General features: G+C 34.4%; 11 protein-coding genes. 7 read left to right on the top strand and 4 right to left on the bottom strand.

The features are described 5' to 3' along the window. Window positions 1–40: 40 nt before the first annotated feature. Genes C1H87_RS18125 through C1H87_RS18115 form a run of 3 tightly spaced genes read right to left on the bottom strand, consistent with a single transcriptional unit; the run spans window position 41 to window position 3,423 of the window. Window positions 41–1,183: a CaiB/BaiF CoA transferase family protein gene (locus C1H87_RS18125; RefSeq protein ID WP_102757171.1), complete on the bottom strand. Its 1,143-nt coding sequence runs from the start codon at window positions 1,181–1,183 to the stop codon at window positions 41–43. Between the two features lies 1 nt (window position 1,184). Then, window positions 1,185–2,336 carry an ABC transporter substrate-binding protein gene (locus C1H87_RS18120; RefSeq protein ID WP_102757170.1) on the bottom strand — a complete coding sequence of 384 codons (1,152 nt, stop codon included), beginning with the start codon at window positions 2,334–2,336 and terminating at the stop codon, window positions 1,185–1,187. A 19-nt stretch (window positions 2,337–2,355) separates the two neighbouring features. Next, a complete protein-coding gene (locus C1H87_RS18115; protein WP_102757169.1) occupies window positions 2,356–3,423 on the bottom strand; it encodes an L-rhamnose/proton symporter RhaT in 1,068 nt (355 codons plus the stop codon). A gap of 113 nt (window positions 3,424–3,536) precedes the next feature. On the opposite strand from C1H87_RS18115, the gene C1H87_RS18110 reads away from it, so the two are divergent. Continuing rightward, window positions 3,537–4,307: an IclR family transcriptional regulator gene (locus tag C1H87_RS18110; RefSeq protein WP_102757168.1), complete on the top strand. Its 771-nt coding sequence runs from the start codon at window positions 3,537–3,539 to the stop codon at window positions 4,305–4,307. Window positions 4,308–4,407: 100 nt separating this feature from the next. After that, the gene (locus tag C1H87_RS18105) at window positions 4,408–5,202 is read left to right on the top strand and encodes a hypothetical protein (RefSeq protein WP_102757167.1); all 795 of its coding nucleotides are present in this window, start codon (window positions 4,408–4,410) and stop codon (window positions 5,200–5,202) included. Window positions 5,203–5,332: 130 nt separating this feature from the next. On the opposite strand, the gene C1H87_RS18100 is transcribed toward C1H87_RS18105, so the two are convergent. Next, on the bottom strand, window positions 5,333–5,887 hold the full coding sequence (locus C1H87_RS18100; protein ID WP_102757166.1) for an RNA polymerase sigma factor: 555 nt from the start codon (window positions 5,885–5,887) through the stop codon (window positions 5,333–5,335). 86 nt (window positions 5,888–5,973) lie between these two features. On the opposite strand from C1H87_RS18100, the gene C1H87_RS18095 reads away from it, so the two are divergent. From C1H87_RS18095 to C1H87_RS18075, 5 genes are all read left to right on the top strand, one after another. Continuing rightward, complete coding sequence (locus tag C1H87_RS18095) at window positions 5,974–7,116, top strand: FecR family protein (RefSeq protein ID WP_102757165.1); 1,143 nt, start codon at window positions 5,974–5,976, stop codon at window positions 7,114–7,116. A 241-nt stretch (window positions 7,117–7,357) separates the two neighbouring features. Next, complete coding sequence (locus tag C1H87_RS18090) at window positions 7,358–10,651, top strand: SusC/RagA family TonB-linked outer membrane protein (protein WP_158655268.1); 3,294 nt, start codon at window positions 7,358–7,360, stop codon at window positions 10,649–10,651. 19 nt (window positions 10,652–10,670) lie between these two features. After that, window positions 10,671–12,140, top strand: coding sequence for a RagB/SusD family nutrient uptake outer membrane protein (locus C1H87_RS18085; RefSeq protein WP_102757163.1), 1,470 nt, complete (start codon window positions 10,671–10,673; stop codon window positions 12,138–12,140). Between the two features lie 255 nt (window positions 12,141–12,395). After that, window positions 12,396–13,616: a TlpA disulfide reductase family protein gene (locus C1H87_RS18080; protein WP_102757162.1), complete on the top strand. Its 1,221-nt coding sequence runs from the start codon at window positions 12,396–12,398 to the stop codon at window positions 13,614–13,616. A gap of 179 nt (window positions 13,617–13,795) precedes the next feature. Then, on the top strand, window positions 13,796–15,328 hold the full coding sequence (locus C1H87_RS18075; RefSeq protein WP_102757161.1) for a hypothetical protein: 1,533 nt from the start codon (window positions 13,796–13,798) through the stop codon (window positions 15,326–15,328).

Here is a 15,328-nt window from a genome sequence, read left to right as displayed (position 1 = left end):
TAACAGCCGTAAACGATTAATTGTTTCATCGTAAAAAATTCTACAAGTTAAACTCTTTTATTAATGCATCTGTATGCTCGCCAACTCTTGGTGCTGCTTTTGAAGCATATAATTTTTCATCATTCAATCTAATCGGGCATCTTGTTGTATGTACGTCTTCTCCAGAATTCAGTTTTAGTTTTTGATCCATTCCTAAAACCTTATACGCCTCATGATTTAACAATGTTTTGTAATCATAAACATCAGAACACCAAATACCTCCTGCTTCTAAAATTGTTAGCCATTCATTAGTATTTCTCTTAATGAGAAAATCCCTAAGAATGTCCATAATCTCATCGCGTTTTTCAAACCAGGAATTCGAATCTGTATAAGATTCCAGCGCAGTACACTCCAAAATTTTTGCCAGATTTATTAACGATCCCATAGCCAGAGAAATGTAGCCGTCTTTAGTTTTGTAAACACCATAAGGCGCTCCTAAATAGGCATGTGCCGAGCCTTGTTTTGCTCTTTTTGGGGCTTGTTTTCCATCATTTAAATATGTGGTAATAACCTCAAACTGAAAATCTAGCATAGACTCTAACAAACTTACCTCAACTAAAGATCCTTTATTGGTTTTTCCTCTTTTTATAATCGCTGCTAAAATACCGTGTACTAAATGTGTTCCTGTAATAAGATCGGCTGTGGCTAATCCCATAGGAACTGGTTCGTCTTTTTTATTCCCGGTTAAATTAACCAGACCAGACATGCATTGTACTAATAAATCCTGACCTGGTTTTTTAGCCCAAGGGCCTTCGGTTCCATAGCCCGTAACTGTTGCATAAACCAATTGCGGATTAATCGCCTGAACTGTTTTATAGTCTAGTCCTATCTTTTCCATCACACCAGGACGGAAATTATGGGTCATAACATCAGCTTGTTTTATTAGCTCTTTAACACGATTTAAATCGTCTGCATCTTTTAAATTCGCTGCATAGGATTCTTTATTCCTGTTAACTGTTTGAAAAACCAAGCTGCTACCGTCTACAAACAAATTTTTAATCGCTATTTGTCTGCCGCCTTCTCCATGAACGGGTCTTTCAATTTTTATGACTCTGGCTCCTAAATCTGCTAATCGCAGTCCAGCAGATGGCCCAGCCATAAACTGACAAAATTCAAGTACCAAAATACCTTCTAATGGTTTCATATTAAATCTCTAATGATTTTTTATATAATTCATTCATTTCTGCAAGTAGGCTTTTCTCATCACCTCCATTCATTAAATAGTTTCTAATCGGTGCACCTGCTCTATCTTGAAAATACATATGTCCGTTATAACGTGGTCGTAAAAATGCACGGTCTAAACCAGGTAATGTATTCTTAAAGAAATTTGCTGTTTGGCTATTCGTATGATCGTCTGTCCAAGCTTTTCTGTGCCCCGGTTGCCCGCCATTATCGAAAAACACTGTTTTTTGACAAGCTTCAGACCCTACATATTCTACATATTTCATCACCGTTTCTATTTCTTTCGTTTCTGCAGAAACCGCTAAACCTGTTCCTCCTAACGTAGAAATGGCACCTACACCATTAATCTCTACCATATCATGAAAATGCAACAGCTTACGTGCATAACCATTTCTACTATAATTTGTATAACCATAGGCCCAAGGACAATACGCATATTTATCGGTAAGCGTCATGGCTTCATATATTTGAATTGGATTCCAATCGTAAATTTGAGGATCCATTTCTACAGCCAACGCTCGTAACATTTGCAGTGCTTTAACACCAACTTCTTGACTAACTACATGTTCTTTAGAAACACAAACTTCTTCACCTAAATTACAGCACATCATGTAAAAGTTCATTAATGTATCCTGTGGAATTCCAGGCATAATAACCAATCCTTTTTTAGCTAAAGCCAATAAATCATCGTATGTTTCTGGTAGCTTTAAACCTTTTTCTTCAAAAATATCCGGTCTGCTCGATGCCACTGGTGTTGCTGCATCTACCGCCAATGCCCACTGATGACCATTTGACGAATAACTCTCATGAGAACGTCCAACAGTATTTTCGGCTAAATCGTCCATAAATGCTTTAGGCAAATGCTTATCTAAAGGTAAAATCACATGGTTTTTACCAGCAAATCCAGCCCATGGGTGATCTATAATAAGCAAGTCGTATCGTTTTGCCAATTCGTTTATCGGTTCGTCTGCAAAAGCTTGTAACGACCTTTTTTCCCAAGTAATATCAACATTAGGGTTTAACTCTGAAAAACGTTGTGCTGTGGCTACCATAGATGTAAATCCTCTACTATGGTTCCATGTAATTCCTTTTAATTGTATTCTTTTTGAACTCATTTTTATATTTTGATTCTATTTAGTGACCTGATGCGATATCTGTTCCTAATTTACTTCCGTATGCCATTATAATAAATGAAACGACCAATACGATAAGAGCTAAAACAAGCGTGAAGTAAGTTCTTTTTGTTACTTGTTTCCATTCTTTCATGACTATACCTACTACATAACTAAAGAATATTAACATAGACATGTGTAATACCCAACTCGCAAACTTATAAGCCCCCATCTGTACGTGACCTATACCATAAAAGAAAAACTGTCCGTACCATAATGCGCCACTTAAAACGGACATCCCCATGTTAAGATAAAACGCTTTTTTCCCTATGCCATTTACACTAACAATTTCTTTAAGAGTACCTTTCTTATACCCTACAATTGTAAACCAAATAAAGTTTGTAATAAAAGCACCTCCTGTTGATAAGATTAGGTTCGCATTCCCTTCAAAATTTCCTGCTCCATAATTTCCTGCAATTTCAGCTACTGGTGCACCAACCTCTAACGAGATTCCAAAAACAGCAGATAAAACACCCGCAATCAATGTAAGCGTTAACCCTTTTTTCATATTAAATGTTAAAGGTTCTCCGCCGTTATTATTATTTTTTAAATCCTTCTCCTTTCTATAGCCTGCAACACCGCAAATTATAATCCCTACAAGTGCCAATCCCATTCCGAAAAAGATCGTATATCCTCCAGGAGCATTGAACTTCTGCAATAATTCATTATGCATAATTAAAGGAACAATGGTTCCTAAAATTGCCGAAATACCTATCGAAATAGTATACGTTAAAGAGTATCCTATATGTCTGATCGCAAAACCAAAACACATTCCCCCAAAACCGTAAATAGCCCCTAAAACAGTTGCGTTAAACAACACCTCTGTTGAAGCATCGCTAAATACATCCAATAAATTAGGAACGGTTAAAAATCCAATTAAAAAAGGAAAAATAAACCAAGCGAAAGAAGCTTGCACCAGCCAATATGAGTCCCATGACCATTTTTTAACTTTTTGAAAAGGAACATAACATGTAGAAGCTGCTACGCCCCCTACTGCATGGATTAAGGTACCTAATATTGGATTTGCCATAATTACTTAGTTTTTAGATTAGTTTAAATATTTCATATACAAAAATATATTTTATATATGAAAAACGCAAGAACCAAATAGTTTTTATTAATATTGTATTCTAATATTAAAACATGACCAAAACGACATCAACAAAATACAACGCTCCGGCATTAGATAAAGGTCTTGACATCATAGAGTATTTATCTCAAGAGGCTGTTCCTTTAACCCAGGCAGAAATTGCGCAGGGTATAGATAGGACTCCTAGTGAAATATACAGAATGCTTATATGCCTGGAAGAACGCGGGTATTTAATACGTGGTGCTAATGCTGGTAAATATAGATTGTCGTTAAAAATGTACAACCTCTCGCACACGCACACGCCGTTTGATGAGCTGAAACGTGTTGCCAGATACCCCATGCAAAACTTATCTGAAGCCACAAGGCAGTCCTGCCACTTAAGCATTATAAATAACGATCAGTTATTGGTAATTTATCAAATGAGGAGTCCTAGTCCTGTATCCTTATCCATTGAGGAGGGAACCCACTTTTCTTTATCAATGACGACTTCGGGAAGGGTTTTATTGGCGATGCTATCTGAAGAAAAAAGACTCGATATTTTATCGAGGGATAAGCATTATAAAACATGGAACAAAAAACAAAAAGACAAGCTTCTCGCCATTATTGATGACATAGAACAAGACGGCTACCGATGCTCTAAAAGTAAACTAACCAGTGGTGTTACAGATCTAGCTGTTCCAATAGGATCGAAAAACGCTAACATAATTGCTGTTCTGGCTATTTCCATTTTTTCTTCCAGTTTAGAGGATAGTACCAATATTGACACCTTATTAAATACACTAAAAAAGGCACAACTTGAGATAAATAAATTGATAGGGGCCTAACAAGCTAAAAACCATATGCATTCCTATTTAAAACAAATGTTATTTACTTAACACGCTCACTTTCTTAATTTTATTTTTGAACTAAAACCTCAAACTCAAAATGAAAAAATTAAGAACATTTTTAGCAACACTTAGTATTTTATCAGGATTTTTAATAGCTCTATCGTGTTCCAGTAACGATTCGGATCCAGACCCTAAATTGGAAACTTGCACCAAAACTTGTGAAGATGGTTTTATACTTAATGCAGATGATTGCGAATGTGAAAAGGAGGCTTGCACCAAAACATGTGATGGTAATTTTATTTTAAATGAAGACACTTGCGAGTGTGAAGAGTTTATTGCTGCGGTTGTAGAAGTAGATGCTTCTGATGTAACCTTAGTCGGGGATTGGAAAAAACGGACAACTATTGATGGCTACACAGGTGAAGGATACATCGTTTGGGAAGGTCCAGGGCAAACATGGAAAGGTACTGTAGGAGAAGTTGGCAAGCTAACCTACAAGATTAACATTGAAAAAACGGGTACTTACTTGTTTCAGTGGCGGTCTTACATAGCAAAAAAAGCAGCTGTAGATCCATGGGCAGAACATAATGACACTTGGCTTAAATTTCCTGATGCTGATGATTTCTTCGGAAGAAAAGCAGGCAGTACTATTGACATTTACCCTAAAGGATCAGGTAAATCACCAAATCCAGCTGGCGAAAATGGAAACGGCTTTTTTAAAATTTATATGAACGATGTCGACAAATGGTCTATGATAAGTAGCACTTCAGATAGTGATGCCCATCAGGTTTATGTCACTTTTAATGAAGCAAAAGAATATACTGTAGAGATTGCAGCACGATCGGATTTTCATGCTATCGATTCTTTTAAGTTAACGCAACAAAAACCCTAACTATATCACTCTCTCTCAAAAGAGGCTGTTTAAATTGTTCATTTAGAATGACGCTTTTAGACAGTCTCTTTTTGGTTTAAATTATTTGAATACTGTCTTGAACTTAGTTATGAATTAAAAAGAAAATAGTTTATAGAATCGATTCTTTTTCCTGTTTTAAACACCTTCTAATTAAAATATAAGCTTTAGTAATATGGGCCTCAACAGTTTTTATAGATATATTAAGATTAATTGCTACTTCTTTACTCTTTAAGCCCTTGATCTTTTTATTATAAAAAACGTCTTTACATTTTTTTGGAAGTAACTCAATACATTTATCTAACTTCTTTAGACGTTCTTCTTTTACATCATTTTCATTTTGTATAACCTCATCAAGAATCGTTTTATGGTAAGACAAAAGAACATCTTTCCTTTTAGTGTTTTTTCTAAAAAAATCCATTAATTTATTATAAGCCATTCTATAGAGGTAACTCTTTATAGAATCGGTGATAAGAATCTTTTTCCTATGGGTCCATAGGTATAAAAATGAATCTTGAACAACATCATTTATAACATGTTTATCTGATGTAAAATTCAACAGATACACGCATAACTTTTCAAAATGATCTGAGTATAATTCCTCGAAAAAAGGAGTCCCCCCATCTCTTAAAGATTTGTGAATATTATTTGATTTTTTGTCCCCCATCCATTTACAAAAATGATAAAAAAAAACAAAACATAGGGTTTTTTGCTTTTTTTACTACATATTAATGTAAAGCCCATGTCATACAAATGAAAAATTTAGAACCATTAATAATAAAATATCTTGAAGGTAATTTAACCCATGAGGAAACCGAACACCTCAAAGAATTACTTGAAAAAGATGAGAACAAAGCTCTTTTTAAAGAATTTGTTCATTTAAAACATCTCATAAATTCCAAAACAACATTTAATTATGAGAAAGAACTAAACCAATTTAAAGCTAAGGCCAATAGCAAAGGGGTTAAGTTAAGGTCTGTATTAAAATACGCAGCTGCTATTTTAATCTTTATTTCTGGAGGTTATTTCTTCTTAAAGAAGGATAAATTAAATGAAAAGAACATACCTGTTATAGTTACCAATAACACTATACAAACCGGTACAGACAAAGCGGTGCTTACTTTGGCCAATGGTAGTAATATAGAATTAAAAACAGGGCAAGAATATAAAACTGAAAAGATAATTAGTGATGGTAAAGAAATTACCTATCTACCTACCAAACAGGTAGCTAAAAAAGAGATTGCCTATAACACTTTAACCGTACCTCGAGGAGGCCAGTTCTTTGTTAAACTTTCTGATAATACCAAAGTATGGTTAAACTCCGAGTCCCAAATAAAATACCCAGAAACATTTATTGACGGTGCCACACGACAAGTAGAACTTATTTACGGGGAAGCTTATTTTGAGGTTTCGCCTAGCACGGCACACCGTGGCTCCAAATTTAAAGTTCTTAACCAAACTCAAGAGATTGAGGTTTTAGGTACTGAGTTTAATCTTAAAGCTTATAAAGATGAAACCCACGTTTATACAACCTTAGTTGAAGGTAAAGTAGCTATTAATCTTTCTAACAAAAACGAGATGCTTGCTCCTGGTGAGCAATCTAACCTGGATATTATCAATAATGATATTAGTATTTATAATGTAGATGTAAATAATGAAGTATCATGGAAGTTTGGGTATTTCGGTTTCGAGGACAAACCTTTAAAAGACATCATGAAGGTTTTATCGCGTTGGTACGATATAGACGTTGTTTTCGAAAATAAAGCTCTCGAAAACATATTGTTTTTTGGAAAACTAAAAAAAGGTCAAAGTATTGAAAATATCCTAAATGCTATTAAGAGCTCAAGTTCAATAAACAGTTATGAAATAAATAATAAAACTGTCATAATAAAATAAACAACAACTAATTATAAAATCAAGTATAACTAAAACAATAAAATCTATAAGAAAACAAATGACTCAAAATAACTAAATAAGGGAGCGAAGTTTATATCTCGGAAAAAATGTAAGGCTTCATCTCCCTTTGTAAGTAATTATTAATCAATTAAATATTAACCAACTAATAATTAACAAATTTATGGAAATTAAATTAACCAATGCTGTTTTTCATTTCCGAAAAGCACTTTTAAAGGTAATTATGAAAACCTTCATTTTTTTATTATGTTCTACCGTTCTTGCACTCTCTCCCGCAAGCACATTCTCTCAAGGAAAAATAAGAATAGATGTAGACAAAACTGTACCTGTTGATGAAATCTTTAAACTCATAAAACAGCAAACAGAATATACATTTATCTATGAAAAAGGTATATTTAGAAACCTTCCCGATGTACAATTAAAAAAAGGTGTTATTAGTATTGATAAACTCTTAAAAAAAGGATTATCCAATAATAATTTTAAATATATCTTATCTATTGATAATACCATCCTTATAAAACAAAAAGGTGAAAATCAGCAAAAAATAGTTTCTGGTATAGTTACAGACGAATCAGGAACCTCAATAGCTGGTGTTACAGTATTAGTAAAAGGAACTAGTATAGGTGTAGCTACAGACTTCGACGGCTCCTTTAGCCTAGTAGTACCTGCGCCAGAAAACGTTTTAATAATTTCTTCTCTAGGTTATAAAACTACCGAAATCACAGTAGGCGATCAAACTACTATTAATATAACGCTTGAAGAAGAGACCAGTAATCTTGAAGAAGTTGTGATAATTGGTTATGGTGCCACTACTAAAAAGAACCTTACAGGTTCTGTTGGTACCGTAGAGTCTGAAGATTTAACCAGAATACAAACGCAAACCATAGACCAAGCACTAGTGGGCCAACTATCTGGAGTATTCGTAAATTCTGGAGGCGGAGCACCAGGCTCTGCAGCCATTGTAAATATTAGAGGACTTACCTCTTTAACAGGTAGTAACCAACCTCTATATATTATAGATGGCGTTCCTATAATAATAACGCCTAGCTATGATTCTGGAGGCTTAGGTTTTTTTCAAGAACAAGAAAACCCTTTACTTTCTATAAACCCCAATGATGTAGAACGTATCGATGTATTAAAAGATGCATCTGCAGCAGCTATTTATGGTTCTAGAGCGGCAAACGGTGTTGTTATTATTACAACAAAACAAGGTAAAAGAAATCAAGCCCCTAGGTTCAATATAAGTTACAATGCAACCGTACTAAATACAACTCAAAATTTTGATGTACTAAATACAAGTCAATACAGACAATTCTTTGAAGATAACGGTAACGATCCTGCAAATCTTTTAGATGCTAATACCAATTGGCAAGATTTGGTTACCAACGATAATGCGTTATGGAACCAATTAAACCTAAGCATATCTGGCGGTACTTCTAAAACAAGTTATTATGCATCTACCAATTTTTCTGAGCAAGAAGGGGTTTTAATTGGAACCAGGTTTAACAGATATGGTATGAATATCAGACTCGACTCCGACGTTATGAAAAATCTAAAATTAGGAGCTAACTTAAGCTATAATTATTCTTTACGTAAAGAATCGGGAATTACAAGCCTTAGAGAAGCCGCTTTAACAAGACCAGATCTCCCTGTTTTTAATGATGATGGCACATTTACGGGATTACCTGATTTTGATGGAAATATTTTATTAAACCCACTTGGTGATGAAGCAACCGTTAGGGACCGAGGCACCTCCCAAAACTTAAATGCATCCTTTTACGGTGAGTACAGCATTTTTAATAATTTAAAATTCAAGTCGCAAATAAGTATAAATGTAAGCGATAGTAGAGGAGAAACCTTTTCGCCATCTACAACAGAAACTGCATTTTCTGAGATTTTTTTTAGCGGAAACTCCGGAGCTGTTTTAAATACTAATGCTGGGCAAAGTGTATCCACAACATTGGCAAATACGTTAAACTATAAAAACACTTTTAAAGGTGGGCATACTATTGATGTTTTAGCAGGTATAACCTGGGATAGATCACGTTTTGATTTACAAGCAAATAAATACGTTGGTTTTCCAGACGATAACCTTTTAGTAGGAATCGGTAATGCCACAAACTTAACAGAAGCCGATAGTGACGCTAGCATATTGGCTCTTAATTCACTTATAGGAAGAGTTAACTATAACTATAAAGACAGATATCTTGTTACCCTAACAGGTCGATCTGATACTTCAATTAAATTTGGCCCAGGTAATAGAACTGGTTTTTTTCCATCAGCAGCAGCGGCATGGAATATGCACAACGAATCTTTTTTAAAAGACAATAATTTAATAAGTAGCCTTAAACTTAGAGCCAGTTGGGGACTTACTGGATTAGATAATCTACCTGCATTTACCTACCGCCCTTCTTATGCAACTGGGGGTAGGTTTGATAATACTGTTTATAATGGCATTAATGGTATAGAAATATTTGGGCTCCCAAACCCAAATATTCGATGGGAAGAAACAGAGCAATTAGATCTAGGGTTAGAGTTTAGTTTGTTTAATAACCGCATAAATGCAGAAGTTGTTTATTTTGAAAAAAATACTTCGGGACTCATCACAAATGCTCCAGCCGTTTTAGAAACGGGTTTCAGAAATTTCGATACTAACATTGCAGATGTTTCCAACAAAGGATGGGAATTAAACTTAATTGCTACGGTAATTCAGTCTGAAAACTTTAGATGGGATACCTCTTTTAATATCTCCAGTATAAAAAACAAAGTAGAATCTTTAAATGGAGGAGGCAGTGATCTTTTAGGAATTGTTGAAGGAGAACCTATTGGGGCTATTAGAGGGTTTGATGTGGTTAAAATAGCCCAAACACAGGAAGAAATAGATGCTTTGAATGACTTAGCTGGGTTTTATTATTTTGGAACAGAAGCACCTGGAGATTATATTTTTAGGGATGTTAATGGAGATGGAGAAATTATTAATGAAGATGATGAAGTCGTTTTAGGAAACATTACACCAGACTACTATGGTGGTTGGTCAAACAAATTCAGCTATAAAAACCTTGATCTATCTTTCACCTTCCAATTTGTTGAAGGCGTAGAAAAACTGAATAGAGAAGTTGGAAATTTGGGTTTCTTCAGTACAGATCAAAATCAATACGCAAGAGCTTTAGAAACCTGGACACCAGAAAACCCCAATGCTAAATACGCCAGATTAAACTCCTTTTCTTTGTTTGAGTTTAGTAGTGCTATGGTTGAAGACGCATCCTATATAAGATTACGTTCTGCTTCTATTGGCTATAATTTTCCAAGTAAATTGTTTAAAAATACGGCATTAAGTGGCGCACGATTAACTTTATCTGGAAACAACCTATTAACTATTACAGACTATACAGGTCAAGATCCAGAAGCGGTGATACCAGTTCGTAGAGGAAATAGTAGTACTGAACTTACTGACGATGAAGGAACATCTTATCCGCAGACCAGAACGGTAACCCTTGGACTAAAATTAAACTTTTAACATCCTTAAATAGAAAAATATGAAAAATGTAATATATATATACGTTGCTCTTTTAGGTGTTATCACCTTAATGAGTACATCTTGTGGCAAATTAGATGATATAGATCCTGTTTTTTTGTTAGATGCAGATGAAGCTATAACTAACGAAGGATCTGCAGATTTAGCACTAGCTGCTATTTATGCGAGATTTAGAACCTTTGACGGCACAGAAATGTATGCTATACCTTCTTTATTTAGCCATGTAGGGCAACTTGAAGAAGGTGATAATAGACCAGAACTTAATAGTTATGTTGCAAATCTACCCATTACGACCTCAGGTAATATTAGAATGAATGAAGGTGGTTACGCAAACATGTATGACGTTATTAATAACGTTAATTTTTTAATACAAAAAGTAGCAGACATACAAGTTCCTTTTTCCACAGACACAAGAAAAGCAGAGATTCTTGCAGAAGCAAGAGCCATGCGAGCATTGGCCCATTTTTACCTTTTACGTCTTTGGGGGCAATTTTATGATATGAATTCAGAATTTGGTATAAATATAAGAACAGCACCAGTAATATCTAATGAAGCATTTCCAAGACATACGGTAGCAGAGTCGTATACTGCTATCTTAGAAGATTTAGATAACGCCATTGCTAATGCTCCAGAAGGAAAAGAGAAGTTTTTTATAAGCAGAACAGCAGCAAAAGGATTAAAGGCTAAGGTATTATTATACATGGGCAATTATAATGAAGCTGCTATGTTGGCAAAAGATATTATTGACAACTCTGCTCCCGAATTTGCTTTAGCGCCAACACATGCAGAATTATTTGATAATACAACAGAAGATATTTTAAATAATTCTGAATTACTTTTTGTAACAAGAGGAGAGAATAATATAGTAGTAGGCCTAGGAGGTACTTGGGGAGCCGCTGTAATAGGCAATCCTGATTTTGTTACGCTTGCTAATACTGGTTCTGTAATAATAGGTAGTCAAGAAATTACTTATGATGCTCCCGATAATAGAATGTTTAATACATTCTCTGAAGAAGGATCAGGGTTGAAATATGTTAGAAGAAATACAGATGATATTATTGATGTTATCTACCATTTAAGAATGGCAGAAATTTATTTAATTCATGCAGAAGCAGATGCACGTGCCAACAGTAGCGTTACAGCAGATGCTCTTGCTTCATTGAACACCATTAGAACAAGAGCTGGTGCCACAACTACTGGAGGAGATGGTTTTGAAACCTATCCGGATACCATGTCTTTAGATCAATTTTTAGAAGCTGTTCGTATAGAAAAAAGTATAGAATTAACTACCGAAGTTAGTGAAGAATGGTTTGACTTAGTACGCTATGACTTTGCTGATGGTTTCGGGTCTGGTTTCCAGGTCTCTGACATAAAAGCTACAGCTACTAATCCAGATAAGTTTATATTACCAATTTCTCCAGAATCTATTCAAAATGGAGGTGGTGTCGTAAAACAAAATCCCAGTTACTAAAAAATCTGATTAAAAAAGAGAATGTCTGAAAAGGCAAATAAAAATTGAATGTCTGGTTGGGCGCAGTCGCCCTCCTTATTTAATGAGCAGTTATAGTTCTTGACTGTGCTCGAACGGACAAAGATTAAGTCTTTCAGTCTCCCAGTTTCATTCTTTTTCAAAACATATATGCTTTAAGAATAAAATGCGCCACCAAAATTATCTCATACAATCAAAAATTTAGCAAAGAAACTTTAACAAAATTTAAAATAAAACATGAAAAAAATTTGTGCCCTACTATTGGTATTTATAGCATTTACCGCATGTAAACAACCCAACCCCAACACGTTTGTTATTAATGGCAAAATAGAAGGTGTAAAAGAAGGAACGTTGGTAGAACTAAAATTAAAAGACCCTGAGTTCTTTTTAGGTAAACAAGAAAAAGTCATAGACACAGCAACAATAAAAGGCGGTAAATTTCAATTTACTGGAGGTATGGATACGCCACGTCTGCATACTATTACCATTCTTGAACCTGAAAAGGATAGGCTAGAAAAAAAAATAATTCCTATTTTTTTAGAAAACTCAACTATTGAAATTTTCACAGACATCGATAAGATACCTACTCTAGATAATATTTTCAACTATAATTATGATTTCGATGTGGTAAAAATAACGGGATCAGATAGTCATAAAAATTATAAGGACTACCTGAAAAAACTTCAGGTAATCATGCAAAGTGAAAATTTATTATGGGAAGAAAGCACTAAAAACTTTAAAGAAAAACGAAAACTCTCTATTTCAGAAGGCATAGAGTTAGCTACAAGGTTTGAGAAGAGCAATACTTTAAAACAAGATTTCTTACTAGACTTTATAAAAAACAACATAAATAATATTGTTGGACAATACGTAGCCTATATTACTATTATTAATCAAGAGGTAGGGTTTTCAAAAGACCAATTTAACGAACTAATTGCTAGTATTCCTGACAATATAAACGATTTTCCAGGCACCATAGCTTTAAGAGAAAATGCCATCAGCGCTGCTCATGTAGCTCCAGGAGCTCAATACGTGGATCTATCATTTAATGACAAAGACGGAAATCCCTTAAAACTCTCAGATTACGTAGCTAAAGGTAAATACGTGCTAGTAGAGTTTTGGGCATCATGGTGCGGCCCTTGTAGATTAGACATACCACATTTAAAGGACGTTTACGAACTTTATAATAAAGAAGGCTTCGAAATTATAAGTGTATCCATGGATGAAGATCATGAAGCATGGCTTCAAGCTATAGAGGAAGAACAAATGCCTTGGTTACAGGTTTCAGATGGCAAAGGTTTTGATGGCGCTATTTCAGAAGTATATAAAATATTTGGTATTCCCGCCTGTTTCTTAATAGATCCTAATGGAAAGATTATAACAGATAACATGAGAGGCTCATATATGGACAAACGTCTTATAGAAATGTATGGCAATAAGTTTGGAGATAAATATTGAGCCATTGCTCATTTTTTTGAGTTAGTCAGCTTTATTGAAAAATAAAGTAATAAAAAGGAGGTGAATAACTAAGCCTCCTTTTTAATATGCTTCAAAACATCTTATACGCTTTTACGATCTAAGCAATACAAATAAATTAAACCCCAGTATAAAACATTCAAAATTCAAACAATTAAAAAATGAAATCAGTTAAAAAATTAGTATTAAGCTTATTAGTCTTAGGGCTTACGCTTTTCTCCCTTTCAGGAAATGCACAGGATAGTGAAAATAAAGATAAAATTAAAATGAACGTATTATATGTAGGCTACAACCCAGAAAAGCCTATGCCAAAAGAATCTAATTATACTTTCACCGAAGGAGAGCGATTTAAAATAGAATATGTAACTAGATGGTATGCCTTTAAAATTTTTCTTGAAAACCGTTTTTCTAACGTAAAGAATATAGATGCTAGAGACTATAAAGAAAATATGTCGGCAAATTATGATGTTACTATTTTTGACCAGGTTCCTTCTACAATTAGGGATTTAGTTGAAGAAAAGAAAGAAAACGGAAAAATTGTAACTAAATATAAACCTGCTGCTTATTTATCTAACGATTATAAGAGTGCTACCATATTCGTGGGAAGAGTTGGACCAGACATAGGAAGATCTTTAGGGTCTAAACTAGACTGGAATTGTTATTGCCTTGATGCAGACGCTTTAGATGTACAAACAGAACATCCCATTTTTAATACGCCTATAAAAGTAGAGTTAACTATGACAGTAAAAGATACCCCAGAAAATTTTTATGAATACCCCAATTCTAAAAATATTCCGCAACAAATACCTATGTGGCGTGTGCAAGGTTTAGGTATTGATAATAGTCAAGATCCTTATACTACAGGATATCCTATGGGGATGATATCGCGTAACGATGGTTTTCTTGATTCTCCCGACGCAGAATATATTTCAGGAGGAGCAAGTAGTAAGAATATAGAAGCCATTGCCATTGGTAGACACGGAAATTTTTTTTCATGGGGATTTAGTGCATCACCAGACCATATGACTAGTGAGGCGCAAAACGTTTTTACAAATGCCATTGTATATATGAAACAATTTAATGGTACTGGGCTTATTGCAAAAAAAATGCATGAAGGCATTACCATTCGAGACACCTATTTATACTATATGAATAAAGATATTAATACTGAAAATTTTGAAACATATAAAAAACAATGGATTACATACAAGTCTAGAGATTTTGCCAGAAAAAAAGAGTTAGAAGCCAAACTTAAAAAAGGTGAAAAACTTAATAAATTTCAGCAATCATTTTTAGATAAATTTCCAGCAACTCCTACCCTAGCGTCTTGGTTACCTGAACAAATGGGTGAAAAACATTTTGAGCAGTTTGGAACAAACATAGAAGGGTTTCTTAAATTCTTAAACACCAATATTCAATACTATACTAATAGTGAAGAACACAGACTTGTTTTAGACGAAGATGTAAAAGCCATGGGTATCTCTAATCGTGACATAGCAATTTTGGAAAAAAGTATCGCCCATCTGGGAAAAGGCGGAAAGAAATTAGAAAGAGCCAAACGCATTCTTAAAAGATATACCGAAGAAAACTTTACAACTCCAAAAGAATGGGAGAATTGGTTTAAAGAAAATCGAAACAAGTTATTCTTTACCGAAGCAGGCGGTTATAAATGGCTTGTAGATACCACCAAATAA

Source organism: Flavivirga eckloniae, from assembly GCF_002886045.1.
Lineage (GTDB): Bacteria > Bacteroidota > Bacteroidia > Flavobacteriales > Flavobacteriaceae > Flavivirga > Flavivirga eckloniae.
Note: the sequence above shows the minus strand (reverse complement) of the source record. Positions and strands in the feature narration are given on the sequence as shown.

Bases quoted from the DNA above. Each gene is read 5' to 3' on its own strand.
- C1H87_RS18110 (WP_102757168.1), top strand. From the start codon at position 3,537: ATGACCAAAACGACATCAACAAAATACAACGCTCCGGCATTAGATAAA.
- C1H87_RS18120 (WP_102757170.1), bottom strand. From the start codon at position 2,336: ATGAGTTCAAAAAGAATACAATTAAAAGGAATTACATGGAACCATAGT.
- C1H87_RS18100 (WP_102757166.1), bottom strand. From the start codon at position 5,887: ATGGGGGACAAAAAATCAAATAATATTCACAAATCTTTAAGAGATGGG.
- C1H87_RS18085 (WP_102757163.1), top strand. From the start codon at position 10,671: ATGAAAAATGTAATATATATATACGTTGCTCTTTTAGGTGTTATCACC.
- C1H87_RS18090 (WP_158655268.1), top strand. From the start codon at position 7,358: ATGAAAACCTTCATTTTTTTATTATGTTCTACCGTTCTTGCACTCTCT.
- C1H87_RS18075 (WP_102757161.1), top strand. From the start codon at position 13,796: ATGAAATCAGTTAAAAAATTAGTATTAAGCTTATTAGTCTTAGGGCTT.
- C1H87_RS18115 (WP_102757169.1), bottom strand. From the start codon at position 3,423: ATGGCAAATCCAATATTAGGTACCTTAATCCATGCAGTAGGGGGCGTA.
- C1H87_RS18125 (WP_102757171.1), bottom strand. From the start codon at position 1,183: ATGAAACCATTAGAAGGTATTTTGGTACTTGAATTTTGTCAGTTTATG.
- C1H87_RS18095 (WP_102757165.1), top strand. From the start codon at position 5,974: ATGAAAAATTTAGAACCATTAATAATAAAATATCTTGAAGGTAATTTA.
- C1H87_RS18105 (WP_102757167.1), top strand. From the start codon at position 4,408: ATGAAAAAATTAAGAACATTTTTAGCAACACTTAGTATTTTATCAGGA.
- C1H87_RS18080 (WP_102757162.1), top strand. From the start codon at position 12,396: ATGAAAAAAATTTGTGCCCTACTATTGGTATTTATAGCATTTACCGCA.